The sequence below is a fragment of the Pantoea sp. XY16 genome, assembly GCF_025153065.1.
Taxonomy (GTDB): Bacteria; Pseudomonadota; Gammaproteobacteria; order Enterobacterales; family Enterobacteriaceae; genus Pantoea; species Pantoea alfalfae.
Window position 1 is genome coordinate 146,637 of sequence record NZ_JANZNP010000007.1, and the last position, 25,678, is coordinate 172,314.

The following is a 25,678-nucleotide window of genomic DNA, read 5'->3' on the forward strand; positions in this document are numbered from 1 at the left end:
TCTATGAAGCAAGGTTTACAACTCAGGTTCAGCCAACAGCTGGCAATGACTCCACAATTGCAGCAGGCGATTCGTCTGCTGCAACTCTCCACGCTTGAACTCCAGCAGGAGTTACAGCTTGCACTGGAAAGTAATCCACTGCTTGAGCAGACCGATCTGCATGATGAGATTGACTCCCGGGAATCGTCGGAAGCCGAAGCGCTGGATACACGTGAAGCGCTTGAGCAGAAAGAGATGCCTGATGAGCTGCCGCTGGATGCCACCTGGGATGAAATCTACACCGCTGGCACCCCTTCCGGCACGGGTACCGATTATCAGGATGATGAGTTACCTGTCTATCAGGGTGAAACCACGCAGTCACTGCAGGATTACCTGATGTGGCAGGTCGAATTGACGCCTTTCAGTGATACCGACCGCGCAATCGCGACGTCTATCGTCGATGCTATTGATGACACCGGATATCTCACCGTCTCGCTTGAGGAGATCCTCGACAGCATTGGCAACGATGAGCTTGAAGCGGATGAGGTTGAGGCGGTGCTGAAACGTATCCAGCGTTTTGACCCGATTGGTGTGGGCGCACGCGATTTGCGTGACTGTCTGCTGGTTCAGCTTTCGCAGTATGCACCAGAGACACCGATGCTGGCTGAAGCGCGCCTGATTGTCAGCGAACATCTCGATCTGCTGGCCAATCACGACTTCCGCAGCCTGATGCGCGTCACGCGCCTCAAAGAAGAGGTGCTGAAAGAGGCGATGCTGCTGATTCAGTCACTGGACCCGCGTCCGGGTCAGTCGATCAACACTGGCGAGCCGGAATATGTTATCCCCGACGTGCTGGTACGTAAGGTTGGCAACCGCTGGACGGTTGAACTCAATGCCGACAGCCTGCCACGTCTGAAGATTAATCAGCACTACGCGGCAATGGGTGGCGCAACGCGCAATGACAGCGACAGTCAGTTCATTCGCAGTAATCTGCAGGAAGCGCGCTGGCTGATTAAGAGTCTGGAAAGCCGTAATGACACGCTGCTGAAAGTCACGCGCTGTATCGTTGAGCAGCAGCAGGCGTTCTTCGAGCAGGGTGAAGAATTTATGCGTCCGATGGTGCTGGCCGATATCGCCCAGGCCGTTGAGATGCACGAATCGACCATTTCCCGTGTTACCACGCAGAAGTATCTGCACAGCCCGCGTGGCATTTTTGAACTGAAGTACTTTTTCTCCAGCCACGTTAATACGGAAGGTGGCGGCGAAGCCTCCTCTACCGCGATCCGGGCTCTGGTGAAGAAATTAATTTCGGCGGAAAACCCAGCCAAACCCTTGAGCGACAGTAAACTGACCTCCATGTTATCTGATCAGGGGATCATGGTGGCACGGCGTACCGTCGCCAAATATCGTGAGTCTTTATCCATCCCGCCATCGAACCAGCGTAAACAACTGGTTTGAAAGAAATGAGAAGGAAGACCTATGCAGCTGAACCTGACCGGGCAACATGTTGAAATCACGCCACCTTTGCGTGAATTCGTCAACAGTAAATTTGCCAAACTGGAACACTATTTTGAACATATCAATCAGGTCTATATTGTCCTGAAGGTTGAGAAAGTCACACAGGTGGCTGACGCAACACTCCACGTGAACGGTGGCGAGCTGCACGCCACGTCCGAAGCGGAAGATATGTATGCGGCAATTGATGGGCTGATTGATAAACTCGCCCGTCAGCTGACCAAACACAAAGATAAACTGAAAAAACACTAACCTTCACGCTAGCTACGCGCGCATGGCGCGCAGAGCCGACAGTATGGGGCGGATAATCCGCCCCGTTTTGTCATCTGAGCAAGCGCCGTTTGTCGCACATATCAGGGCGCTGGCGGTGAATGGCCTGGTGAACACGCAAGTGAAACGATAATGAACAACGATCTTACACTGGAATTGAGCACAGTGCTTTCGCCAGACTGCACCCGCAGCGGCGTACACTGCCAGAGCAAAAAACGTGCGCTGGAAATCATCAGCGAACTGGCCGCTAAGCAGCTCAACCTGCCGCACCAGACGCTTTTCGAAGCGATTCTGACCCGCGAACGTATGGGCAGTACCGGTATTGGTAACGGAATAGCCATTCCTCACGGCAAGCTGGAAGAGGATACACTGCGTGCGGTAGGGGTATTTATCAGCCTCGAGCAGCCGATTGCGTTTGATGCCGTCGACAACCAGCCGGTCGATCTGTTGTTTGCATTGCTGGTTCCGGCTGACCAGTGCAAAACACACCTGCACACCCTTTCACTGGTGGCAAAACGTCTGGCAGATAAAACGGTTTGTCGTCGTCTGCGTGCTGCGCAGAGTGATGAAGAACTCTATGCCATTATTACGGAAGTCCAGACAGAGCAGTAACGCGTCTTTACCGGCCCGGTGCCGGTTTTAAAACGGGAGAGAAGGTCATGGTGCTGATGATCGTTAGCGGTCGTTCAGGCTCGGGGAAGTCAGTGGCGCTCCGTGCGCTGGAAGATATGGGGTTCTACTGCGTTGATAACCTGCCGGTCGTGTTGCTGCCTGAGTTAGCCAACTCGCTGGCGGAACGCAATATTTCGGCGGCGGTCAGCATCGACGTCCGTAACATGCCTGAATCCCCGGAAATTTTTGAAACCGCGCTGAATAATCTGCCTGACACATTTTCACCTCAGTTGCTGTTTCTCGACGCCGATCGCAATACCCTGATTCGTCGTTACAGCGATACGCGCCGTCTGCATCCCCTCTCCAGCAAAAACCTGTCACTAGAGAGCGCGATTGATGAAGAGAGCGACCTGCTGGAGCCGCTGCGTTCACGTGCCGACCTGATCATCGACACCTCAGAGATGTCAGTGCATGAGCTGGCAGAGATGCTGCGTACCCGCCTGCTGGGCAAGCGTGAACGTGAGCTGACTATGGTGTTTGAGTCGTTTGGCTTCAAGCATGGCATTCCGATTGACGCTGACTATGTCTTTGACGTGCGCTTTCTGCCCAATCCCCACTGGGATCCTAAGCTGCGCCCGATGACCGGCCTCGATCGTCCGGTCGCGGCATTCCTTGACCGCCACACTGAAGTGCACAACTTTATCTACCAGACACGCAGCTATCTTGAACTCTGGCTGCCGATGCTGGAGACCAATAACCGTAGCTATCTTACCGTGGCAATTGGCTGTACTGGTGGCAAACACCGCTCAGTGTATATTGCAGAACAGCTGGCGGATTACTTCCGTTCGCGCGGTAAGAATGTACAGTCACGCCATCGCACGCTGGAAAAGCGCAAATCATGACCGTCAGACAAACTGTAGAAATCAAAAATAAGCTAGGCATGCACGCCCGTCCGGCGATGAAGTTGTTTGAGCTGGTGCAGAGCTTCGATGCCGAAGTATTGCTGCGCAACGAAGCGGGCACAGAAGCCGAAGCCAGCAGCGTGATTGCGCTGCTGATGCTCGACTCGGCTAAAGGCGGACACATAGAGATTGAAGCCAGCGGCCCGGAGGAGATCCCGGCGCTGGCAGCAGTCATTGAGCTGTTTGAAGCGGGTTTTGATGAAGACTAAGGCTTAGTCGAGCTTATTACGCTGCAGGAAGCCCTCCCCGCCAAGCTGGCGCATCTGACGCATTATCCACTGCTGTCGCTCTCTGACGTAGCCTGAAGGTGCAGCAGCACGATAACGGATAGGATTAGGCAGAACCGCCGCCAGTAAAGCAGCATCGGCTGCAGTAAGCCGGCTGGCTGGCTTGTGGAAATAACGCTGTGAAGCTGCCTCAACGCCAAAGATACCCGGCCCGAACTCTGCAATATTAAGATAGACGGTCAGAATACGTCGCTTCGTCCAGACTGTCTCAATCCCTACTGTCAGCCCCGCTTCCAGACCTTTACGCACCCAGCTGCGGCCATCCCACAGAAACAGATTCTTGGCTGTCTGTTGTGACAATGTGGACGCCCCGCGCATCCGGCTATCGCTGTTATCCAGTACAGATTCAATCGCCGCGACATCGAACCCCCAGTGGTCCGGAAACTTTTGATCTTCGGAGGCAATAACGGCCAGCCCCATCCACGGCGAAATCTCATCATGTCCGACCCAGTCAGAATGGGCGACATAACTAAAGTCACCGTGTAACCAGGCACTAATTTGGCGTTCAGCCATCACCGCTGAAAACGGTACCGGTAAGAACGAAAAGAGTAATATTCCCGCCAGCCATACGCCCAGCCACACCAGCAGGATACGACCAATAATACGTCTGATACGCTGTCCGACGCTTCCTTTATGCTTGTTCATGCAATCTTCCCACACTTGTTTCAGACGTTAATCAATCACTCATGTAATCACTGCCAGAAAAGCAGCTTTTCCACAAATATCGCTGAAAACCTCACAACGGTTTCCAGACTTTATTCAATCATTTTGCATCAAAATGCTGCAACAGTTCGAAATAGTTCAAGGACTTCCAGAAAAAAGGAATCGGTTCCATTCATGGCTACTGCTTAGCATCTTTCCAGATAAACACTTAATAATGGATAATAAGCACCGGTTCAAATCATTCATTATGCTTAACTGTTATTATTTTATGAATGATGAGCCGCCCAAAGCTTAAACAGAATCATGCTTATAATGTATAAATAAACAGCGCTTAACAGCATCACTCAACGTTGCTATGGCCCTGGTGACTTTCAGCAAGCACAATGATGTCAGCGCAATGAAAGGGCAAAGTTTTAGATTCTTTTTTATCATTCCAAATCGTTTTGGATAATTCGTGTCATTTCAGGGCGGTCACTTGCAATATCAGCGCGTTAGCCTGCCTCAGGAGGCAGATGTTAATGCCAGCTTAATTTACTGCGGCTCAGCCTTTGCTTTGGAGCTGAGCCGCGTCAAAACCACACAAAAAACCGCAAATTTGATTAAAATATAAGCAACGCAGCAGAGAAAATGATTCCTTGCTTGACTGTGTTGCCAAATTAATGTTTTCTGTATTTAAACGCTGCTCAATATCACAAATTTTAATGAATCTTGTCGCATGAGAAGATGAATTTGCTAAGGTGATGTCAGTGTTAACCAATACCCTGCGGCTGCATTAATTATTCAAATCATAGCGGCCGCAATGCTTTCCCTGGTGTTGGCGCAGTATTCGCGCACCCCGGCCTCGGCTGGGGTCATTTTTTTCCGGGATATGACTGACCCTGCTCTGCCACCCAGTCGCGCAATACCTGCACATCGTGTCGCCACTCATGCTTCAGCTCGTCAATCCATTCAACAACGTTGTCCCACCACGCCGGTAATTCAGGACTCTGAATCTGTTTCGCCAGCATCTGCAAACGCTGCAGCCCGACCGAACCCGCCGCCCCTTTAATCTTGTGCCCCTCTTCAGCAATGCCTTTCTGATCGCGCGCCATCAGATTCGATTCCAGCACAGCAAGATAGTCCGGCATCATCTTTTCAAACATCGTCAGGCTTTGGGTAATCAGGCCCGGACCAACCAGCTCGATATACTGTTCGAGCATCGCCACATCCAGCAGCATCCGGGTTTTGTCGTCGCTGGCATCTGCGGTTTCCTCTTCCGAATCTGCCTGATAATCCCAGTATTTTTTGATCATTGCGGTCAGGGCCGGCACTGCAAGCGGTTTGCTCAGGACATCATCCATTCCCGCATCGAAATACTCTTTTTTGTCTTTAAGCACGTTGGCGGTCAGCGCAACCAGCGGTGGCAGATGCGTTCCCTGATACTGCTGGCGAATCGCACGCGAGACATCCAGTCCGGTCATATCGGGCAGTTGAATATCCAGCAGCACCAGATCAAACTCCAGTGGGTCGAACATCGCCAGCGCTTCGCTACCGGTCATGGCGACCTCGACGCTGCAACCCAGCTTCTCAAGCACCGAGCGCGCCACAATCACATTCAGCTCAATATCTTCCACCAGCAGCACGTGCAGCGCCGGGAGTGGCAGGCTGTCGTCCAGGCCTTCATCTTCCACCTCTTCAGCAATGCGTGGCGCTTTGATCTCAACCGTGAAGCATGATCCCTGTCCTGGTGAGCTGTGTACGCGGATGTCACCGCCCATCGCCTGCGCCAGACGACGTGAAACCGCCAGCCCGATACCGGTGCCGGTCGCCGGTTTACCGCCATGCTGATCTTTGACCTGATAGTACATCGCAAAGATCTTATCCTGCTCCTCCTGACGAATACCCATACCGGAGTCCTGCACCTCAAAGCGCAGCGTTTCGTCCTGCTCATAGACTACCCGCACCACGATTTCGCCCTGCTGAGTGAACTTCACGGCGTTACCAATCAGGTTCCACAGAATCTGACGCAGACGCGTTCCGTCCGTCGAAATCATATGCGGCAGCGGCAGTTGCGGCGCAAGCACAAACTTCAGCCCTTTTGGCTGGGCCAGCAGGCCGGAAAGATTTTCCAGATCGGCGAGGAAACCGGTAAAGTCGAGGGGCTGATTATCCAGTTGCACTTTGCGGCGCTCGATTTTGTCCACCTCAATCACATCATTAAAGATGTTGCCCAGCGTGATGGCAGAGACGTGGATGGTCTTCAGATATTTCAGCTGTTCCTGGTTAAGGTCGGTATCCAGCAGAATGCGACTCAGGCCGACAATGCCATTAAGCGGCGTACGAAGCTCGTGGCTGATCGTAGAGATAAAGGTGGTCTTCTCCCGGCTGGCGTTCTCTAGCGCGTCCTGATAGCGCTTACGCTCCGTTATATCGCGACCAAAACCCATCAGTCCGCTGCGCTTACCGACGCGGTCGTAATAAGGCACTTTACGGATCTCGAAACAGGCTTTGCGCCCGTCCGGATATTGCAGCCACTGTTCATAGGTCAGCGAGACGTTATGACGGAACACTTTCTCGTCCGTTTCCAGCACCTTCGTTGCCGCTTCATCGTCGTAGATATCGCGTGGCGTCAGGCCAATCAGCTGTTTTTCGCTTTTACCGGTCAGCAGTTCCATCGCGCGATTACAGCCGGAGAACTGCTTATCAATGTTGCGATAGAAAACCAGGTCAGGCGAAGCATCCAGGAAGGAGCGCAGGAAGGAGGATTGCTGCTCCAGTTCAATCTGTGCCTGCTCGCGACGCGTCACCTCTTCACGCAACTTGTCCATCACCTGTTCGCGAGCCAGCTCCGCCTTCTTACGATCGCTGATCTCCTGATTCAGCTGCGTGATGGTCTCTTTCATCTGCTGGTTCAGTTCCAGGTCGCGGGTTCGCATCTCTTCCAGCTTATCCACCAGCCGTGCCAGCCGTTGACGCGACTCCTCCAGCTGATCGACCACCACCGACAGAAAATAGACCGCCCAGGGCGTAATCAGCAACCCGAAGAAGACCGAACGCACCACGTCAATGCTCTCGACATGACCCCGCAGTACCATCGTAACCGCCATCTGGACAATCATCGCCAGCACCACCAGCGCAGATGCCAGCAGCAGCGAGAACCTCACCAGTCCAAGCTTGACCATTAAATCAACGTAGTACTGCGCCAACAGACGAATTTGTTTCATAACAACTCCCTGGAAGAGAAACAGCCTCATAATAGCGCAGTTAGCCTGCTGACGTCCCGGCACGTCGCGTGAAGATACGGGATCAAATGCGCTTTTATGGTGCATTCGCATAGCCGATCGGCGACGTTAAGGACAAAGCGGTTAAAACCCTTGACTGATTGTGCCAAATGAATAATCTGTAATGCCGCCATCGAATCCGTGATTTCTCCGTATGGCCTGTTTTCAATATCCTGGCAATGTCCTGTTGCGCAGGCACACCTTGTTTACATGCATACCCATTCAACTTAAATGCTGTTTTAAGCACGCCCGTGTTGATTAATTTTTCTTATAACCAACCGCTGTTTCATTCAAATAGACGGACATAAGAAAAACAGATACATGCTATGCATCAACGGTTCTGAACAGCATTTAATGCTGTCTAACACCCCGTCACCAGCATGGTGCAGAGATCTGACGCCTGCACTACAGTGAGTCAGTTCACATTTATGGGCCTATCGCCAGGCTACAGAGTGATACATTTTAAACCTTAAAAACCCATTAATTCATAAACTTAATCACATAAAACACCTATTTACCTTGTCTGACCGCCCTATTTGACCTGATTACGCTTTCCCGATAAGTTGGAAATCCGCTGAAAGCTTTCCAGACGGGCCATTGTCTCGGCATATCTATGCAACAAGAAGACTCCCGCGCGGTTTAAGTCATCTCCTTTAAGAGACCGGAAATCAGAGAGCAGCTCAATTAAGGACGTTTTATCGATGTCTGGAGAGAAATGCTCAGGGCTATGACGCGCGCTCGACAGAGCATGGCGATGAAATGATAGCGCTCGTTGCGCTCAGACCCTGAAACAGTGCAGGTAATGTCAAAGCAGTTAAGGAGACCCTCAATGTCCACTAAAAAACCTCAATCCTATGGCTTGTATGATCCGACAGCAGGCAGTGACAGCTGTGGTGTAGGTTTCATTACGCGCAAGGACGGCGAGCAGACCCACGAAATTCTGCAGATGGCGCATAGCGCCCTGTGCACGGTACCTCACCGCGGCGGTATGTCAGCGGAAGGCGTTGGCGACGGCGCGGGGGTCAACGTTGACCTTTCCCTGCACTTCTTCCGCAAGATTACCGGCCAGCCGCTGGAAGCAGGCCGCTTTGGCGTCGGCAACTTCTTTGTGCCGAAAGATGCTGCGCTGCGCGCGAATGCTGAACGTCTGGTAGATGAGACACTCAGCAGCTTTGGCCTGCCGGTGATCATGAAGCGTGACATGCCGCTCGACAGCAGCGTGACCCGTCCGGCCGCCGTACAGTTTCAGTTACCGATTCTGCAGTGGATTTTCACTGCGCCACAGGACGTGGTTGACCAGAACGACTTCGAACAACGCATCTACCGCGCCCTGTTAACGATTGAAGCCCGCGCGTTTACCGAAAGTGAATTTGGTGGCCTCTATCCGCTGTCGCTGTCGTCGCGTACCCAGGTGTTTAAAGCTCGTCTGAACTCCAATGAAGTGATCCCCTACTTCAAAGATCTGACCGATCCTGATCATCAGGTGCGCGGGCTGTTTTTCCATACCCGCTTCTCCACCAACACCGATCCGCATACCACGATGGCCCAGCCGTTTCGCCTGATGGCACATAACGGTGAGCTGAACACGGACCGTAAAAACCGCATCGCTGAGTCCGCGCTGGCACTGGCCCGTGGCAAGAAAATCGTGCGGCCGAAAGGTCAGTCCGACAGCTCACGTCTGGATCAGAGTATCCACAGCCGTCTGATGGAAGATAATCTCGATCTCATCACCGCCGTGGTTTCAATGATGCCGCCCGCCTGGGAAAACGACAGTTCACTGCCAGCAGAAGTGCGTGACATGCTGGAGTATTTCTCTCTTTATGAAGAGAAAAACGACGGGCCGGCGGCATTGATCTTCGGCAACGGCGAAGTAATTGGTGCCCGCCTTGACCGTCTTGGCCTGCGTCCACTGCGTTCAGTTGAAACGGCGGAGTATATTGGGGCGATGTCAGAAGCCGGCCAGATCGCCTTCCCACCGGAAAGCGTGTTGCGTCGTGGCCGTATCGAAGCAGGCGGCATGCTCTATTTCGATCATCGTGAAAAACGCAGCTACACCACGCTGCAGGCGCTGGAAAAACTGGCTGCAGAGAAAGATTATTCGGCGCTGCTGCGTGAAGCCCGCGTCGGTCTTGACGATCTGCCTGAGATCCCGGCTGAACAGCAGGGTTCACCACTTCGTTATCGCGGCGATCTGAAAACCTATCAGCGCTTTGTGGCTTACTACTACAACCAAGAAAGCTTCAAGTTCATGATGGACCCGATGCTGAATACCGGCGCAGAGAAAATCTCCGCGATGGGTTACGGTAACGCCATTAACGGTTTATCCGATCATGAAGGCGGCATGGCGCACTACTTCTCTCAGCGCTTTGCTCAGGTGACCAACCCACCGCTGGACTCAATCCGCGAAGTGGATGGCATGACGCTGCGTGTCGCGCTGGGTGCGAAACCCCATCTGGGCCGCAGCAAGGGGCGTCAGATTGTGGTACCGACCCCCATCCTCAGCCATCTTGATATGCTGCGTTTGCGCGAGCAGACCATCGCCCCTTATGCGCGCTTTGAAATGCTCTATGAGCCGGTAATCGGCAAAGATCTGCTGAGCACCACCGCGAACGCCAATGCGCTGGAAAAAGCGATTGATGACCTGGCGCAACAGGTAGTGGATTTTGCCCGTGCACAGGGTGGCATCGCCGTGCTTACCGATCGTCACATCTCGTCAACGCACGCCGCAATCCCGATGCTGCTGGTGGTTTCTGCCATCAACCAGCGCCTGGTGCAGGAAGGTCTGCGTCTGGATGTTTCTCTGGTAGTGGAAAGCGGCCAGAGCATCTCCTCGCATCACATAGCTGCCACCCTCGGCTTCGGAGCTTCCGCTATCTATCCACTGGGTGTACAGATGCGTGCAGAGGAGAAATTTGGTGAAGGTGAAGAAGGTAACAAAGCCTTTAAGCGCTATGCCAAAGCCGCTGAAAAAGCCCTGATGAAAACCATGGGCAAAGTCGGTCTCTGTACCGTTGAGAGTTACAGCAGCGGTGAATTCTTTGAGCCTAACTTCCTCAACACTGATGATCCGGTGCTGAAAAAGTATTTCCCGAATATCAAAACCCCGGTGGGTGGCGCAGGCTTTGCAGCCATCGCGGCAATGGCCGTTGACTGGCATCAGAGCGCGCTGAAGATTCAGGGCGAGTCTGAAGTGCCGTTGCTGGGCCTGTTCAAAGAGCGTGCCGAAGGCGCTGGTCACTCCTACGGTACCATCGCCGTGCGCACCTTCATCGACATGACTGAAGAGCCGATTCGCTTTGCCGACAAAGCGCGCGAAGAGGACAACTTCATCCGTCTGATGACGCTGGCAAAACTGGATAACGCCTTTGGCATCAAGCCAGAGACGTTTAAGGACAGCAGCTTCGAGCGCATTCCGGATGACGTGATCAACAACTTTGCGATTACGGCCGATTACCGCCAGTTCTCAAGTCTGATGTATGAAGAGCGTAAACGTCGCCCGGCGGCCCTGCGCGACATCCTGACCTTCCCGGCTGACCTGACCCACATCGACAGCGAAGCGGAGTTCCGCCGTAAGCTTGGGCGCTACTCACTGACCAACAACGGCTTTGCTATTCGCGGCATGGAGTGTGAAGCGGTAGATGGCAGCCTGAATCACTTTATGCTGCGTCTGACCGATGCGATTGAGGGGCTGAAGCCAGAGAGTGAACGTTTGCAGAACCTGTCCCGCGCCCTGAAATCCCGCTTCGGCGACGATATCGAGAGCAGCGACGTGGTCACTGGCGGTCTGAAAGTGACGGCGTACGGTAAAGCGGCAGATTATCTGTCACGTATTTTTACTACCCTGCCCTCACTGCCGCTAAGTGAAGTGCAGCCAGCCTGTGAAATTACCCGTACCTTTGCTTCCGGGGCAATGAGCCATGGTGCACTGGTCGCCCCGGCTCATGAAGCGGTCGCACACGGCACCAACATGGTCGGCGGCATGAGTAACTGCGGTGAAGGCGGCGAGCATTATTCCCGTCACGGTACCATCCGTGCCTCCCGTATCAAACAGCTGGCTTCGGGGCGTTTCGGCGTCTGGGCTGCCTATCTGGCGGATCCGATGCTGGAAGAGCTGGAGATCAAAATTGGTCAGGGTGCGAAACCTGGCGAAGGCGGTCAGTTACCGGCGGCCAAAGTGACCGTCGAGATTGCTGCGGCCCGTGGCGGTACGCCTGGCGTTGAGCTGGTCTCGCCGCCGCCGCATCACGATACCTACTCCATCGAAGATCTCGCGCAGCTGATCCACGACTGCAAAGCGGCGCGGGTACGCGTTATCGTCAAACTGGTCTCCTCTGAAGGGATCGGCACCATCGCGGTTGGCGTAGCCAAAGCCGGTGCAGACGTGATTAACGTCGCGGGAAACACCGGCGGTACCGGCGCTGCCTCGGTGACCAGCCTGAAATATACCGGACGCGTGGCGGAAATCGGCATCGCTGAAGTCCATCAGGCGCTATGCGCTAATGGCCTGCGCGATAAAGTGCAGCTGCGCTGCTCTGGCGCGCAGCAGACCGGCAGCGACGTGGTGAAATCTGCTCTGCTGGGCGGTGACAGTTTTGAGTTCGGTACGACGGCGCTGATGATGCTGAAATGCGTGATGGCGAAAAACTGCAACGTTAAGTGCCCTGCTGGTTTAACCACTAATGCCGAAGCCTTTGATGGCGATCCGCGTCAGCTGGCACAGTACTTCCTCAACGTGGCACATGAAGTGCGTGAGATTCTGGCTCGCATGGGCCTGCGTTCCCTGCGTGAGGCACGAGGTCGCTCTGACCTGCTGCACCTGATGGATCATCCACTGGAAGTCGGCAAACTCGACTTACGCGCCATGCTGACCGTGGTACCTGAGCTGAAAATCGACAAGCCGGTTTATCTGGAAAAAGATTTTGAGCTGGATGACGGCTGGGTTGAGCAGCTGAAATCAGCGCTGGTCGATCAGGCCAATACCGACGTCGCACTGGGCAACGGCATCGTGCTGAACAACCGCAACAAAAGTGTGGGCGGCCAGTTAGCGATCGACATTGAACGCATGCTGAACCATGAACTGAGTGCGGCGCAGTTGCAGGCGATGCCTGCGGTGATGACCGACGATCGCGGCCGCCGTTATCTGGCCCCTGAGAGCGTAAAAATTTCCACCACCGGTTCTGCTGGTCAGTCATTTGGCGCGTTCTGCAACGATGGCATGCAGCTGGCCCACTACGGCACCTGTAATGATGGCGTCGGCAAGGGACAGTGTGGCGGTGAGCTGATTGTCATGTCGCCGGGCGGCGGCGCGCAGGATGGCGACGGCAACGTGCTGATTGGTAACTTTGCGCTGTTCGGCGCAACTGGCGGACGTCTATTCGTGCAGGGTCAGGCCGGTGATCGCTTCGCGGTGCGTAACTCAGGCGCAACGGCCGTGGTTGAAGGCGTCGGTGACTTCTGCTGCGAATACATGACTAACGGTGCCATTCTTAACCTGGGCACCTTTGGTAAAGGATTTGGCAACGGCATGAGCGGCGGCTTTGCTTACCAGTACGATCCGTATGGATCGCTGGCCAGTCACGCTGCCGGTGATTCAGTGCGGTTCGGCTCGATTGCCGATCAGGATGAGATGGCGCAGGTTCACAAGCAGGCAGTGCTGACCATGCTGAACTGGCATCTGGAAGCGACCAAATCGCCGCGTGCCGCCTGGCTGCTGGAGAACTGGGAAACCGAGTGTCACCACTTTGTTTACGTGATGCCGCGCTCGCTGCTGCTCTATCAGGATGGCGGCGAGATCCTCAAAGCCAAGAGCCGTAAAGATCTGCTCGAAGAGCTGTCGACAGCACTGGCAGGCCATCAGGTAGCGAAATTCAAAGCCGCGTGGCGTCAGGGTAAAACCATCGCCAACGGTGCCGTCCCGGCTTATGGCGCAACCGATACGCAGGAGATGTTTGTCCTGCTGAACAACTACACCGTGCTGAGTTTTGCCCAGCAGCTGGCACTGGCGAAGTTGCCGAAAGGTACACCTGTTGAAGATGCGGCGGTGGAAAAAGCGGTGCGTAATCTGCTGATGACTGAAGACTTTTCGCTTGTGAGCAAGCTGCAGCGTCATGCCCGTTCGGCCATCGAGAGTTACAGCGATGACGAACTGGCGAGTCTGATCGGTACCAAACGCATGTCAGATTACAAAGCGGCGCTGACGCAACGTAACATCCGCTCCATGGACAGTCTGGCGACCTACGGCTGGATCATGTATCAGGATGCCTGTAACCGGGAAGTGCTGGGCCACCTGCCTGACTTTGAAGAGCTGTTTGCACGTGCGGCATTGCCGGAAATCGCCGCTGCGGTGGGTAAACTCTCCTGACAGTGATACTGATCAGGCTGAACTGAATATTATTAATTGATCATTGCCCGGATTAATCGTTGTACCGGACAGAGGCTGAACCGCTTTCCCATGCTGCACACGCTGCGGCGCGGGGAGGCGGAACCGCTTTCAGACCGGGGAACGCCACTGATATCGGGCGAGAACGGGATTGAGTAAAAGTACCCATGAAAATTCCTTATATTCCAGAAGATGCACCTTTTAATGGCGATCAGAAGTACTGGCTGGCTGGCTTTCTCGCGGGGCTTCACTCCCGTTTGCTGGTATTAGAAGACAAGCAGCAACCTGCCGCGGGTACAGGCGCAGCCGCGACCACGCAATTGCATATTCTTTACGGCTCCCAGACCGGCAATGCCGAAGCGCTGGCGCAGACTGCTGCAAAATCTGCCCGTGCGAAAGGCCTGGTGCCGGTGGTGCAGGCGCTGGGCGATGTCGATCTCGACGTGTTTGCCACCATGCGTCATGTGCTGATCGTCACCTCGACCTATGGTGAAGGTGAGATGCCGGACAACGCACAGCTGTTCTGGGATGCGATCTCTGCCAGTACCGCACCGCGTCTGGAGCAGATGCATTTCGCCGTACTGGCGATTGGCGATACCGGCTACGATGGCTTCTGTCAGGCAGGCAAGTTCATTGATATGCGCCTTGAGCAGTTGGGTGCGAAACGCGTGGTTGATCGTATCGATTGTGATATCGACTACGAAGAACCTTCCAGCGAGTGGCTGAACAGCTCAATGCCACAGTTTGCCGCCAGCGCAGGCAGCAGCGGCACTGTGCTGGAGAGCGCGCCTGAAGCGCCAGTCATCCCAGGCAGTAACAAATCGAATCCGTATGCCGCCGCGCTGATCACCAACAAGCGTTTGTCAGGCGAGCAGTCAGCCAAAGATATTCGTCATTTCGAATTCGACCTGTCGGACAGCGGCCTGAAGTATGAAGCGGGCGATGCGCTGGGCGTGATTCCGGTCAACGAGCCGTCACTGGTCAGCCTGCTGCTGACGCAGCTTAATGCTGATTACCAGACACCAGTACCTGGCTTTGACCGCAGCCTCGGCGACCTGCTGACCTATCAGTTTGAAATCTCTGAGCCGTCACGCAAGTTAATCGAATGGGTTGGGCAGAACACGACCAATCAGGAACTGCGTCATGTCTTACAGCATGATGATAAAGATGCACTGGGCGTCTGGCTGTGGGGCAAAGATACCCTCGACCTGCTGCAGCTTGAGCTGACACGCACGCTGGCGGTGCCTGAGTTTGTTGCCCTGCTGCGCCCGCTGCAGCATCGTGCTTACTCTATTTCATCCAGTTCTAAAGCACACCCTAACCAGGTACATCTGACCGTTGCCTCGGTGCGTTATCACAGTGGCGGCCGTAATCGCGGTGGCGTCTGCTCGACCTATCTGGCCGAGCGCGTGCGTCGTGGTGAGAAGCCCGCCATCTTTATCTCACCCAATAAAGCATTCCGCGTCCCTGCCAATAACAGCGCACCGTTGATCATGGTGGGACCGGGTACTGGTATCGCCCCATTCCGTGCCTTCCTGCAGGAGCGCCAGGCAACCGGCGCGCAGGGCAAAAACTGGCTGTTCTTCGGCGATCAGCATCAGGAACATGATTTTATCTATCAGGATGAGCTGCTGGCCTGGCGGGATAACGGCTTGCTGACCCGTCTGGATCTGGCGTTCTCGCGCGATCAGGAGAAGAAGATCTACGTACAGAGCCGGATGCTGGAACAGGGCGCAGAGCTTTATGCATGGCTGCAGGAAGGAGCGTACTTCTACGTCTGTGGTGATGCCTCACGTATGGCGAAGGATGTGGATAATGCGCTGTATGAAGTGGTTCGTCAGTTTGGTGGTCTCTCTACCGAACGTGCTGCGGACTATGTCGATCAGCTGAAGAAAGAGAAACGCTACCTGCGCGACGTTTACTGATCGCGAAGGTCTGCTGATAAAAATCCGGCTTGCGCAGGCAGCCGGATTTTTTTATGGCTGACAGGCAAAAAAATACCCGTCGCATGGACGGGTATTCACGATTATGTCACGGCTATTTCACGACGCGCAGTGAAGGCCGTCCGCCACGTGGTGGTGGATCGTCATCAGGCGGCGTCTCGTCATCGCTGGCATCGTCAGGACGGTCGCCATCAATCACGGACATCATAGTCTCTTCCTGACCCTCTGACGCTTCCTGCATTCCCAGCTCATAGGCTGGTTCCGGTTCAAACATCGTTCCGGCACCGTTTTCACGTGCATAGATCGCCAGAATCGCCGCCATCGGCACGTTAACCTGGCGAGGAACGCCACCAAAGCGGGCGTTGAACGACACCTGATCATTGGCCAGGTCGAGGTTACCGACAGCACGTGGCGCAATGTTCAGGACAATCTGACCATCACGCGCATACTCCAGCGGCACCTGCACACCCGGCAGATTAATGTCGACCACCAGATGCGGCGTCAGCTGGTTGTCGAGCAACCAGTCATAGAAGGCGCGCAGCAGATAGGGACGACGTGCAGTAAGTTGCGACATTTCCATACGTTAAGCCCGGGCTTGCAGGCGCATTTCACGTTCAGCTTCAGTCAATGAAGCAAGGAAAGAGTCACGCTCAAATACACGGTTCATGTAACCTTTCAGCTCTTTTGAACCCGAGCCGATCAGATCGATGCCCATTGACGGCAGACGCCATAACAGCGGCGCCAGGTAGCAATCGACCAGACTGAACTCTTCGCTCATGAAGTAAGGCGTACGGCCAAACAGTGGCGCGATGGCCAGCAGCTCTTCACGCAGTTGCTTGCGTGCGGCTTCGGCTTCCTGACCCGTGCTGTTCTCGACTTTCCGCATCAGGCTGTACCAGTCCTGCTCGATGCGATGCATCATCAGTCGGCTGTCACCACGGGCAACCGGATAAACCGGCATCAGTGGCGGATGCGGGAAGCGCTCATCCAGATATTCCATGATGATGCGTGATTCATACAGCGTCAGCTCACGATCTACCAGCGTTGGTACCGTGCGATACGGATTGAGGTCAATCAGATCCTGCGGCAGGTTATCCATTTCGACCTGCTCGATCTCTACGCTGACACCCTTCTCCGCCAGGACAATACGTACCTGATGGCTGAAAATGTCAGTAGGACCAGAAAACAGCGTCATTACCGAACGTTTGTTGGCAGCGACAGCCATGAAAACCTCCAAGTTTGTTCACAAAAAGATACTGCGAATAGCCAACCACACGGCGATTCACCAGCTTATCGAACTCGCACGCAACCTGGTTAGCCGCGTCACAGATACTGACGCCCCGACAGTGGGAAGGCGCATAACGCACCGGCCTGCGGGCGCAAAGTGACACAGAGTTTACCAGATTTTAGGCTGCTTGTGGGCGAGTAATGAATCTTTGCAGGTAAATTGAGCGCGACGTTACGGTTTTCGCGGGAAGTCGTGGGAAGGCAGAAAATAAAAAACCCGCCGAAGCGGGTTTTTTGAGCCAATTGCCACAGCCGGAGCTGCAAACAATTAACGCTTGGAGAACTGAGGACGACGACGTGCTTTACGCAGGCCGACTTTCTTACGTTCAACCTGACGCGCATCACGAGTAACGAAGCCTGCTTTACGCAGTTCGCCACGCAGTGATTCGTCGTATTCCATCAGAGCGCGGGTGATACCGTGACGGATCGCACCAGCCTGACCAGAAATACCGCCACCTTTAACAGTGACATAGAGATCGAATTTACCAACCAGGTCCAGCAGCTCAAGCGGCTGACGAACTACCATGCGGGCAGTTTCGCGACCGAAGTACTGTTCCAGAGAACGTTGGTTAATTACGATGTTACCGCTACCCGGCTTAATGAATACGCGAGCGGTAGAGCTTTTGCGGCGACCAGTGCCGTAGTTTTGAGTTTCAGCCATTGCCTTTAATCCCGATTAAATGTCAAGAACTTGCGGTTGCTGTGCCGCATGGGTGTGCTCGTTGCCTGCGTAAACTTTCAGTTTACGGTACATAGCACGACCCAGCGGGCCCTTCGGCAGCATGCCTTTAACCGCGATCTCAATCACACGCTCAGGACGGCGAGCAATCATCTCTTCAAAGGTCGCCTGTTTGATACCACCGATGTGACCAGTGTGGTGATAGTAGATCTTGTCAGTACGCTTGTTGCCGGTTACAGCAACTTTTTCTGCGTTCAGAACGATGATGTAATCACCCGTATCAACGTGCGGAGTATATTCCGCTTTATGCTTACCACGCAGACGGCGCGCCAGTTCAGTCGCCAGGCGACCCAAAGTTTTGCCCGTTGCGTCAACTACAAACCAGTCACGTTGGACGGTTTCTGGTTTAGCTGTAAAAGTTTTCATCGAAAAGCTTACCCAAATTAAGTTACACGTTGGTGAAATCCCAAACGCTTAAGTAAACGAATGAGGCTCACACGACCATTTTGACCAGCAAGCCACCCCTTCGGATAGAGTTACTGGAACACAGAGGATTTGGGAAAAAAATCCTTTGCTGTAACGTGGGGTCGCAAGATTATAGAGAAGTCGGTTACAAAAATCGAACCCTATTTCGGTATTTATCCTGTTTATTCTCACGGCAGGTGTGGCAAACGCAGATACTCTTCGCTCTGCATCTCCTGAAGTCGCGATAAACAGCGCTGGTATTCAAATTTCAGTCGCGTGCCCTGATAAATCTCGGTCAGGGACGTTTCTGCCGCGACCACCAGCTTCACATGACGTTCATAGAACTCATCGACCAGCGCCAGGAAACGGCGCGCCTGATCTTCGGTTTTATAAATCATCACCGGCACGTCATACAGCAGCACGCTGTGAAAACGGCGCGACAGCGCAATGTAGTCATGCTGGCTGCGGCCCTCTCCACACAGGGTCGTGAAATTAATCGCCAGTACGCCTTCGCTGACGCCCAGCGTCGGCATCTGGCGATGATTAATTTCCAGAACCGGTGCCGCTTCAGGCTGACTGCCTGACAGTGCTTTGAACATCCGGCCCATCTCGGCATGCGTCTCTGCGTTGAGCGGGAAGTTCCACAGATGTGCGGAGGTCAGCGTGCGTAACCGGTAGTCGATACCCGCATCCACATTCATCACATCACAGTGCCGTTTTATCTGCTCAATAGCAGGCAGGAAGCGTGCACGCTGCAAACCATTGCGATAGAGATCGTCCGGCGGAATGTTCGAGGTGGCGACCAGCGCAATACCGCGTTCAAACAGCGCTTCCATCAGCGTGCCCAGCAGCATTGCATCGGTGATATCGGAGACAAAAAACTCATCAAAACAGAGGATGTCGGTTTCGGCTTTGAATTTGTCCGCCACGATCAGCAACGGATCGCTCTGGCCCTGAAGCTGTGTCAGTTCTTCGTGCACCCGCAGCATAAAGCGGTGGAAGTGCAGGCGCAGTTTGCGATCGCCAGGAATAGACTGAAAAAAGAGATCCATAACCCAGGTCTTACCGCGACCGACACCGCCCCACATATAGAGCCCGCGTACCGGTTGTACCGTTTCGTTTTTCTCTTTGCCAATCAATTTAGAGAGGCGCCCCAGCAGGCCGGATGAGGAAGGCGCGGCGGATTGTTGCCGGGCAACCAGCGCCTGCTGCAGCGCGTCTAAACGGGTAATCGCTTCACGTTGTACGTCATCGGGCCTGAATTCGCCCTGCGACAGCGCCTGCTCATAGCGTGCAAGCGGAGTTGAGGTTTGCATTATTGTTTCAAAGTCCCTGAATGGTGTCTGATTGATACCACGGTTGCTGAAAAAAAGGCCGTTCTACACTAAGCCATGCTGCTCCGGAGTTCCACATCCATAAGATTAACGGGTATAGTGACTATTATTGAAATGGTGCAACGCCCTACGGAACAATGGAAAAAACACGGGAGTCATTATGACCTGGGAATACGGGCTAATTGGTTTAGTGGTAGGTATTATTGTCGGCGCAGTCGCCATGCGTTTTGGCAACAAAAAGCTGCGTGAGCAGCGCAGCATGCAGTACGAGCTGGAAAAATCGAAAGCGGAGCTGGCTGATTATCGCGAAGAGCTGACCAACCACTTCGCACAGAGTGCGGAGCTGCTGGACAACATGGCGCGTGATTATCGTCAGCTCTATCAGCATATGGCAAAAGGCTCGAATGACCTGCTGCCAAATCTGCCTGGCCAGAAAAATCCGTTTGCCTATCAGCTGACTGAAGCTGAAGCGGACAACGATCAGGTGCCGGTGCAGATGCCGCGCGACTACTCTGAAGGCGCATCCGGTTTACTGCGTGGCGAGCGCCCTGCCCGCGACTAATCTTTTTGGGGCGCAGCCTGTCTGCGCCCGCTGTTTTTGCGAACCCTGACCGCAAACGACTGTCACACTCATTAATTCTTCCCACCTTTTGCAGCGAGAGCGTTGTAGCAATGAAAAAACAAGCACGCCTGTTTAGCGCATTAGCCCTGAGTATTGGGATGACCCTTGCCGCCGCACCAGACGCGATGGCAACGCTACCAGCACAAATTGCGGGCCAGCCGCTGCCAAGTCTGGCACCGATGCTGGAAAAAGTGTTACCTGCCGTGGTCAGTGTTCACGTTGAAGGCACTGATTCGGGTGCACAGGCTCAGGATATTCCTGAACCCCTGAAGCGTTTTTTCGGCCAGATGCCTGGCGGAAATAGTCAGCCACAGCCGTTTGAAGGCTTAGGTTCTGGCGTCATCATTGATGCCGCGAAAGGTTACGTGCTGACCAACAATCACGTGGTCAACGGTGCGGATAAGATCAACGTACAGCTTGGCGACGGCAGCGAATATGAAGCCAAACTAATCGGCCATGATGAGCAGACCGATATCGCGCTGATTCAGATTCAGGGCGCTAAAAACCTCACGCAGGTGAAAGTCGCGGACTCTGACCAGCTGAAAGTGGGTGATTTCGCCGTGGCGATCGGTAACCCGTTTGGTCTGGGGCAGACCGCCACCTCCGGGATTATTTCTGCGCTGGGCCGCAGCGGCCTGAACCTGGAAGGGCTGGAAAACTTTATTCAGACCGATGCTGCGATCAACCGTGGCAACTCAGGCGGTGCGCTGGTCAACCTTAACGGTGAGCTGATCGGTATCAACACTGCGATTCTGGCCTCAAGCGGCGGTAACATCGGTATCGGCTTTGCTATCCCGAGTGATATGGCGATGAACCTCGCGCAGCAGCTGATTAAATTTGGTGAAGTGAAGCGCGGTCAGCTCGGCATCAAAGGCACTGAAATGACAGCCGATATGGCTAAAGCATTCAATGTCGATGCACAGCGCGGCGCCTTTGTCTCTGAAGTCTTACCGCAATCTGCCGCGCAGAAAGCGGGCGTGAAGTCAGGCGATATCATTACGTCGATCAACGATAAGCCGATTACCAGCTTCGCTGAGTTACGCGTCAAAGTGGGCACCACGCCGCCAGGCGAGCAGGTTAAACTTGGCCTGCTGCGCGAAGGTAAGCCGCTAACCGTTACCGTCACGCTGGAACAGAGCGCCCAGAGTACCGCCAGCGCTCAGCTGATGTCACCTGCACTTCAGGGCGCAACCCTGAGTGATGGACAGACCAAAACCGGTGATAAAGGCGTGAAGGTCGATACCATCGAAAAAGGTACGCCAGCCGAACAGGTTGGCCTGCAGAAAGATGATGTGATTATCGGCGTTAACCGCAATCGTGTTCAGACGATTGCAGAAATGCGTAAAATTCTGGAAGGAAAACCGCCGGTACTGGCACTGAATGTGGTGCGCGGCGATGAAAGTATCTATCTGTTGTTGAGATAAACCTCGCATTACGGCGGACACAAGCGCGTGTGTGTCCGCCGCTCTCATGTTATTCTCCCCTGCGATCTCCCCTGGCGTGATTTAACACCATGTTTCTTAAACTTTTGCGTGCCGTGGTGCTGGGCCTGATTGTGGCGGGTATTTTGCTCGCAGCACTGCCTGCACTGCGTATGGGCAGCGACGCCCTCTATAACCACGACAATATTACCGACGAAACGCCCTTTAGCTTCAATCAGGGGGTGCGCCGCGCCGTGCCTGCCGTTGTGAACGTTTACAACCGCAGCGCCCACGGCAACAACAATCGTGGCATCACCACCCTGGGCTCAGGGGTGATCATGAATACAAAAGGCTACATCCTTACCAACAAGCATGTGATCAACAATGCCGATCAGATTATCGTGGCATTGCAGGATGGCCGCTTCTTTGAAGCGACGCTGGTGGGTTCCGATGGCATGACCGATCTGGCCGTACTGAAGATTACGGCTTCTGGCCTGCCTGTTATCCCGATTAATCCCAACCGGCAGCCGCATATCGGCGATGTGGTAATGGCAATCGGTAACCCCTATAACCTCGGTCAGACGGTAACGCAGGGCATTATCAGCGCCACAGGCCGCGTAGGCCTGAGTTCGTCAGGCCGGCAGAACTTCCTGCAGACCGATGCCTCAATCAATCAGGGTAACTCCGGCGGTGCGCTGATTAACTCACTCGGCGAGCTGATGGGCATTAACACCCTGACGTTTGATAAGAGCAATGATGGTGAAACCCCGGAAGGGATTGGCTTCGCCATTCCAACCGTCTTAGCCTCAAAAATCATGGACAAGCTGATTCGTGATGGCCGGGTGATCCGCGGCTATATCGGCATTACCGGGCGTGAGTTACCGCCGCTGCATGGACAGGGCAGCAATCTGGATCGGGTTCAGGGCATTATTGTCAGCGTGGTCACGCCAGATGGGCCAGCGGATAAAGCCGGGATTCAGGCCAACGATGTGCTGCTCAGCGTTAATGGCAAGCCGGCCATCTCCGCGCAGGAGACCATGGATCAGGTAGCAGAAATTCGTCCGGGTTCAGTAATTGATGTGCAGGTGCTGCGAAACGATCAGAAGCTGACGCTGCCGGTCACCATTCAGGAGTTTCCTGACAGCAGCAGCTGATTGGCGGGGTTTTAGACTATCAGCAATGCCTTAGCCTGACGGGCAGGGGTGGCCCATCTGAAGAGCAAAGCGTCCGAGTCAGGATGGCGAGGCCGCCCTGCAGGGATGCAGGATTCCTTTGCGGTCAGATGGGCCATCCCTGCCCTTTTCATCCGGACTTTTAGCAACGATCCACCGGAAACGCGATCACTTCACTCAATGACTCCGCTTTCAACGCCAGCATGATCAGGCGATCAATACCCAGCGCGACCCCGGAACAGGCTGGCATACCATGCGCCAGCGCATCCAGCAGATAAGTATCAATAGGATGCACAGGCAGGCCGCGCGCCGCACGGCGGCGGTTATCCTGCTCAAAGCGCTGACGCTGCTCACGGCTGTCGGTCAGTTCACGGAAACCGTTCGCCAGCTCAATGCCCTTGTAATAGACCTCGAAACGTTCAGCCACACGGTGATCTTCCGTACTGATCTCCGCCAGTGCCGCCTGGCTGGCCGGGAAGTGATAAACGAAGCAGGGTTTATCCTGACCAATCTTTGGTTCCACACCCAGCATAAACAGCAGCATCAGCAAGGTATCGCGATCCTCTTCTGCGCGCGCCAGCTCGCCTTCACCCAGCTTTTCAGCAGCTTCTCGCAACTGCGCTTTATCCGCTGACAGCGGATCCAGCTCCAGATGGCGGATAAATGCCTGCTGATAAGAGAGCGACTCGGCGCTGTCACACTCCAGCACCTGCTGCATCAGATCATCGACTTCGTTCATCAGACGGTACATATCGTAATGCGGCCGGTACCACTCCAGCATGGTAAATTCGGGGTTGTGGTGACGCCCCGCCTCTTCATTGCGGAAGCTGCGCGCCATCTGGTAGATCGGGCCACTGCCCGCCGCCAGCAGGCGTTTCATATGATATTCCGGGCTGGTCATCAGCCAGAGATCGCGACCCTGCGCTGCACCAGGCCCGACAAAACGCGTCTGGAACGGCACCAGATGGATATCGGTAATCGTTGCCTGGCTCATCGCCGGCGTATCGACTTCCAGCACGCCGCGATCGGCAAAGAAACGACGCACTTCGGCTAAAATAGCGGCGCGTTTTAACAAATTGGCGATGGGTGCGCTTGGTTGCCAGCTTGCCGTTTCGCTCATGGTGATGACTCCTGATACAAATTAGGGGGGGAAGTCTACCTGCAATGCCTGCGGCAAACAATCTCGTGCCCGTGCTGCCAAAAACAGCGTTTCGGCTTCTATACTTAAGCGGTTAAATCACAAAGGAATCCCACTATGTCTCCATGGAAAACAGTTGTTGCCAGCCTGAGTGCTTTTCTCTCTGTTGCCTGTAGCACCACGCCGCCAAAGAACGTCACGGTCGTTGATAACTTTGACAGCCAGCGCTACCTCGGTCAGTGGTATGAGATTGCCCGCCTTAACCACCCCTTTGAGCGTGGCCTTGAGCAGGTGACGGCAAACTACAGCCCGCGTGAAGATGGCGGTCTGAAAGTGATCAATCGTGGCTATAACGTCAAAAAGCAGCGCTGGCAGGAGAGCGTCGGTAAAGCCTACTTCACTGGTGAACCCCAGCGTGCGTCACTGAAAGTCTCTTTCTTTGGCCCCTTCTACGGCGGCTATAACGTTATCGCACTGGATCCCGACTATCGCTATGCGCTGGTGTGCGGCCCGAATCGCCACTATCTCTGGATACTGTCACGGACACCCCAACTGGAGCCGGGCGTGAAAGAGAAACTGGTTGAACAGGCGCGTCGGGATGGTTTCCCGGTCGAAGAGTTAATCTGGGTAAAACAGAAATAGTGCAGAATATGACAAGCCGGTACGAAAAGTCTTTCGTACCGGTTGGAATAACAGGTTACTTCGTGCTGTTCTGAATCGCCTGGCCACCCGCTTCAACATCTTCACCGACGCCACGCGTGGTATTACACGCCGTCAGCAGAGAAGAGAGCACCAGTACAGAGAAGATTGCGGCAATACTTTTCTTTAACATAACAATGTCCTTTTTGATGGATGTAAAGTACAGCGCTTTAAGCATAGCCGGATTTCAGGCAGTTGCTGCTAGCGGGACTCTAAAAAGGACAATCAGTTAAGGTCATTTTGCCGCACGCGAAATGGCACCGCCTAAGTGGGAGACATCTTCGCCAAAACCGTGGAATGTGTTGCAGGCGCTAAGCGCAGAAGAGACCAGCAACGCGAATGCGATTAATTTTGCCAGCTTGATCATTTTTTTCTCTCAGACAAGAAAAAGGCGCATCAGAAGATGCGCCTGCGAATCTTATTTTACGCGTGACACGTATTCGCCAGAGCGGGTGTCAACTTTGACCACTTCGCCTTCCTGAACGAACAATGGCACTTTCACCACGGCGCCGGTAGACAGCTTGGCTGGCTTGCCGCCAGTACCCGCCGTATCACCTTTCAGGCCTGGATCGGTTTCGATAACTTCGGCTTCGATAAAGTTCGGCGGCTGAACGGCAATTGGACGACCGTTCCACAGCGTAACGATACATTCAGCGTTATCCTGCAGCCATTTTGCTGCATCGCTTACCGTCTTCTCTTCAACCTGGAACTGCTCAAAGCTTTCCGGGTGCATGAAGTGGTAGAACTCACCGTCGTTGTACAGGTAGTTCAGGTTGGTATCTACTACATCTGCGCCTTCGGCGGAGTCGGTAGATTTAAAAGTTTTCTCAACGCGAGAACCCGTCAGCAGGCGACGCATTTTAACGCGTGCGAATGCCTGACCTTTACCCGGTTTAACGAACTCACTGGATTCGATGGCATACGGCTCGCCTTCGAACATGATTTTAAGACCGGGACGGAAATCGTTGCTAGAATAAGTCGCCATGAAGGC

General features: G+C 54.1%; 22 protein-coding genes. 11 read left to right on the forward strand and 11 right to left on the reverse strand.

What is annotated here, in order from left to right; all coding sequences use genetic code 11:
• Positions 1–3 precede the first annotated feature (3 nt).
• The 5 genes from rpoN to npr all read left to right on the forward strand — a co-directional run bounded on the left by rpoN (position 4) and on the right by npr (position 3,547).
• On the forward strand, positions 4–1,437 hold the full coding sequence (gene rpoN, locus N1689_RS12520) for an RNA polymerase factor sigma-54 (protein ID WP_161731788.1): 1,434 nt from the start codon (positions 4–6) through the stop codon (positions 1,435–1,437).
• Positions 1,438–1,458: 21 nt separating this feature from the next.
• Positions 1,459–1,746, forward strand: coding sequence for a ribosome hibernation promoting factor (gene hpf / locus N1689_RS12525; RefSeq protein ID WP_161731786.1), 288 nt, complete (start codon positions 1,459–1,461; stop codon positions 1,744–1,746).
• Between the two features lie 150 nt (positions 1,747–1,896).
• On the forward strand, positions 1,897–2,376 hold the full coding sequence (gene ptsN, locus N1689_RS12530; protein WP_013359876.1) for a PTS IIA-like nitrogen regulatory protein PtsN: 480 nt from the start codon (positions 1,897–1,899) through the stop codon (positions 2,374–2,376).
• A gap of 47 nt (positions 2,377–2,423) precedes the next feature.
• Entirely contained in the window at positions 2,424–3,278 is an 855-nt protein-coding gene (rapZ, locus tag N1689_RS12535) for an RNase adapter RapZ (RefSeq protein ID WP_010251920.1), read from the forward strand.
• Positions 3,275–3,547, forward strand: a complete 273-nt coding sequence (gene npr / locus N1689_RS12540; RefSeq protein ID WP_010251923.1) for a PTS phosphocarrier protein NPr — start codon at positions 3,275–3,277, stop codon at positions 3,545–3,547. Before rapZ ends, npr begins: the two co-directional genes overlap by 4 nt.
• Positions 3,548–3,550: 3 nt before the next feature.
• Here the strand turns inward: npr and mtgA are convergent, their stop codons facing one another.
• Together mtgA and arcB are read right to left on the reverse strand one after the other, a co-directional pair.
• Positions 3,551–4,270 carry a monofunctional biosynthetic peptidoglycan transglycosylase gene (mtgA, locus tag N1689_RS12545; protein WP_161731784.1) on the reverse strand — a complete coding sequence of 240 codons (720 nt, stop codon included), beginning with the start codon at positions 4,268–4,270 and terminating at the stop codon, positions 3,551–3,553.
• Between the two features lie 869 nt (positions 4,271–5,139).
• Entirely contained in the window at positions 5,140–7,491 is a 2,352-nt protein-coding gene (gene arcB, locus N1689_RS12550) for an aerobic respiration two-component sensor histidine kinase ArcB (RefSeq protein WP_260059052.1), read from the reverse strand.
• 886 nt (positions 7,492–8,377) lie between these two features.
• On the opposite strand from arcB, the gene N1689_RS12555 reads away from it, so the two are divergent.
• On the forward strand, positions 8,378–13,909 hold the full coding sequence (locus N1689_RS12555) for a glutamate synthase-related protein (RefSeq protein WP_222924698.1): 5,532 nt from the start codon (positions 8,378–8,380) through the stop codon (positions 13,907–13,909).
• Positions 13,910–14,094: 185 nt separating this feature from the next.
• Entirely contained in the window at positions 14,095–15,852 is a 1,758-nt protein-coding gene (locus N1689_RS12560; RefSeq protein WP_222924699.1) for a sulfite reductase subunit alpha, read from the forward strand.
• Positions 15,853–15,964: 112 nt separating this feature from the next.
• On the opposite strand, the gene sspB is transcribed toward N1689_RS12560, so the two are convergent.
• The 5 genes from sspB to zapE form a co-directional block, all read right to left on the reverse strand.
• Positions 15,965–16,450 carry a ClpXP protease specificity-enhancing factor gene (sspB, locus tag N1689_RS12565; protein ID WP_013359871.1) on the reverse strand — a complete coding sequence of 162 codons (486 nt, stop codon included), beginning with the start codon at positions 16,448–16,450 and terminating at the stop codon, positions 15,965–15,967.
• A gap of 3 nt (positions 16,451–16,453) precedes the next feature.
• Complete coding sequence (gene sspA, locus N1689_RS12570) at positions 16,454–17,095, reverse strand: stringent starvation protein SspA (RefSeq protein WP_003851135.1); 642 nt, start codon at positions 17,093–17,095, stop codon at positions 16,454–16,456.
• 330 nt (positions 17,096–17,425) lie between these two features.
• Positions 17,426–17,818, reverse strand: coding sequence for a 30S ribosomal protein S9 (gene rpsI, locus N1689_RS12575; RefSeq protein WP_008925401.1), 393 nt, complete (start codon positions 17,816–17,818; stop codon positions 17,426–17,428).
• Between the two features lie 15 nt (positions 17,819–17,833).
• The gene (gene rplM / locus N1689_RS12580) at positions 17,834–18,262 is read right to left on the reverse strand and encodes a 50S ribosomal protein L13 (RefSeq protein WP_008925400.1); all 429 of its coding nucleotides are present in this window, start codon (positions 18,260–18,262) and stop codon (positions 17,834–17,836) included.
• 227 nt (positions 18,263–18,489) lie between these two features.
• Complete coding sequence (gene zapE / locus N1689_RS12585) at positions 18,490–19,617, reverse strand: cell division protein ZapE (protein WP_161731776.1); 1,128 nt, start codon at positions 19,615–19,617, stop codon at positions 18,490–18,492.
• A gap of 178 nt (positions 19,618–19,795) precedes the next feature.
• On the opposite strand from zapE, the gene zapG reads away from it, so the two are divergent.
• From zapG to degS, 3 genes are all read left to right on the forward strand, one after another.
• On the forward strand, positions 19,796–20,197 hold the full coding sequence (gene zapG / locus N1689_RS12590; RefSeq protein ID WP_003848291.1) for a Z-ring associated protein ZapG: 402 nt from the start codon (positions 19,796–19,798) through the stop codon (positions 20,195–20,197).
• Positions 20,198–20,307: 110 nt separating this feature from the next.
• Entirely contained in the window at positions 20,308–21,681 is a 1,374-nt protein-coding gene (degQ, locus tag N1689_RS12595; protein ID WP_260059054.1) for a serine endoprotease DegQ, read from the forward strand.
• A gap of 89 nt (positions 21,682–21,770) precedes the next feature.
• Positions 21,771–22,832 (forward strand): outer membrane-stress sensor serine endopeptidase DegS, encoded by a 1,062-nt coding sequence (gene degS / locus N1689_RS12600; protein WP_161731774.1) that lies wholly within the window; start codon positions 21,771–21,773, stop codon positions 22,830–22,832.
• A 160-nt stretch (positions 22,833–22,992) separates the two neighbouring features.
• On the opposite strand, the gene epmA is transcribed toward degS, so the two are convergent.
• Positions 22,993–23,970: an elongation factor P--(R)-beta-lysine ligase gene (gene epmA, locus N1689_RS12605; RefSeq protein ID WP_161731772.1), complete on the reverse strand. Its 978-nt coding sequence runs from the start codon at positions 23,968–23,970 to the stop codon at positions 22,993–22,995.
• Positions 23,971–24,105: 135 nt separating this feature from the next.
• Between epmA and N1689_RS12610 the strand changes: the two genes are divergently transcribed.
• Positions 24,106–24,630, forward strand: a complete 525-nt coding sequence (locus N1689_RS12610) for a lipocalin family protein (protein WP_061061424.1) — start codon at positions 24,106–24,108, stop codon at positions 24,628–24,630.
• Between the two features lie 55 nt (positions 24,631–24,685).
• Here N1689_RS12610 and N1689_RS12615 read toward each other — a convergent pair whose 3' ends face one another.
• The 3 genes from N1689_RS12615 to efp form a co-directional block, all read right to left on the reverse strand.
• Positions 24,686–24,820, reverse strand: coding sequence for an entericidin A/B family lipoprotein (locus tag N1689_RS12615; protein WP_003848302.1), 135 nt, complete (start codon positions 24,818–24,820; stop codon positions 24,686–24,688).
• Positions 24,821–24,922: 102 nt separating this feature from the next.
• Positions 24,923–25,054: an entericidin A/B family lipoprotein gene (locus N1689_RS12620; RefSeq protein WP_003848306.1), complete on the reverse strand. Its 132-nt coding sequence runs from the start codon at positions 25,052–25,054 to the stop codon at positions 24,923–24,925.
• 51 nt (positions 25,055–25,105) lie between these two features.
• On the reverse strand, positions 25,106–25,672 hold the full coding sequence (efp, locus tag N1689_RS12625) for an elongation factor P (RefSeq protein ID WP_010251979.1): 567 nt from the start codon (positions 25,670–25,672) through the stop codon (positions 25,106–25,108).
• Between the last annotated feature and the right edge of the window lie 6 nt (positions 25,673–25,678).

What these genes read in the sequence shown, in the direction of transcription:
- ptsN (WP_013359876.1), top strand. Translation starts at nt 1,897, where the DNA reads ATGAACAACGATCTTACACTGGAATTGAGCACAGTGCTTTCGCCAGAC.
- mtgA (WP_161731784.1), bottom strand. Translation starts at nt 4,270, where the DNA reads ATGAACAAGCATAAAGGAAGCGTCGGACAGCGTATCAGACGTATTATT.
- degQ (WP_260059054.1), top strand. Translation starts at nt 20,308, where the DNA reads ATGAAAAAACAAGCACGCCTGTTTAGCGCATTAGCCCTGAGTATTGGG.
- degS (WP_161731774.1), top strand. Translation starts at nt 21,771, where the DNA reads ATGTTTCTTAAACTTTTGCGTGCCGTGGTGCTGGGCCTGATTGTGGCG.
- sspA (WP_003851135.1), bottom strand. Translation starts at nt 17,095, where the DNA reads ATGGCTGTCGCTGCCAACAAACGTTCGGTAATGACGCTGTTTTCTGGT.
- rpsI (WP_008925401.1), bottom strand. Translation starts at nt 17,818, where the DNA reads ATGGCTGAAACTCAAAACTACGGCACTGGTCGCCGCAAAAGCTCTACC.
- hpf (WP_161731786.1), top strand. Translation starts at nt 1,459, where the DNA reads ATGCAGCTGAACCTGACCGGGCAACATGTTGAAATCACGCCACCTTTG.
- zapE (WP_161731776.1), bottom strand. Translation starts at nt 19,617, where the DNA reads ATGCAAACCTCAACTCCGCTTGCACGCTATGAGCAGGCGCTGTCGCAG.
- epmA (WP_161731772.1), bottom strand. Translation starts at nt 23,970, where the DNA reads ATGAGCGAAACGGCAAGCTGGCAACCAAGCGCACCCATCGCCAATTTG.
- rapZ (WP_010251920.1), top strand. Translation starts at nt 2,424, where the DNA reads ATGGTGCTGATGATCGTTAGCGGTCGTTCAGGCTCGGGGAAGTCAGTG.
- npr (WP_010251923.1), top strand. Translation starts at nt 3,275, where the DNA reads ATGACCGTCAGACAAACTGTAGAAATCAAAAATAAGCTAGGCATGCAC.
- rpoN (WP_161731788.1), top strand. Translation starts at nt 4, where the DNA reads ATGAAGCAAGGTTTACAACTCAGGTTCAGCCAACAGCTGGCAATGACT.
- sspB (WP_013359871.1), bottom strand. Translation starts at nt 16,450, where the DNA reads ATGGAAATGTCGCAACTTACTGCACGTCGTCCCTATCTGCTGCGCGCC.
- N1689_RS12620 (WP_003848306.1), bottom strand. Translation starts at nt 25,054, where the DNA reads ATGATCAAGCTGGCAAAATTAATCGCATTCGCGTTGCTGGTCTCTTCT.
- rplM (WP_008925400.1), bottom strand. Translation starts at nt 18,262, where the DNA reads ATGAAAACTTTTACAGCTAAACCAGAAACCGTCCAACGTGACTGGTTT.
- efp (WP_010251979.1), bottom strand. Translation starts at nt 25,672, where the DNA reads ATGGCGACTTATTCTAGCAACGATTTCCGTCCCGGTCTTAAAATCATG.
- N1689_RS12610 (WP_061061424.1), top strand. Translation starts at nt 24,106, where the DNA reads ATGTCTCCATGGAAAACAGTTGTTGCCAGCCTGAGTGCTTTTCTCTCT.
- N1689_RS12615 (WP_003848302.1), bottom strand. Translation starts at nt 24,820, where the DNA reads ATGTTAAAGAAAAGTATTGCCGCAATCTTCTCTGTACTGGTGCTCTCT.
- zapG (WP_003848291.1), top strand. Translation starts at nt 19,796, where the DNA reads ATGACCTGGGAATACGGGCTAATTGGTTTAGTGGTAGGTATTATTGTC.
- arcB (WP_260059052.1), bottom strand. Translation starts at nt 7,491, where the DNA reads ATGAAACAAATTCGTCTGTTGGCGCAGTACTACGTTGATTTAATGGTC.
- N1689_RS12555 (WP_222924698.1), top strand. Translation starts at nt 8,378, where the DNA reads ATGTCCACTAAAAAACCTCAATCCTATGGCTTGTATGATCCGACAGCA.
- N1689_RS12560 (WP_222924699.1), top strand. Translation starts at nt 14,095, where the DNA reads ATGAAAATTCCTTATATTCCAGAAGATGCACCTTTTAATGGCGATCAG.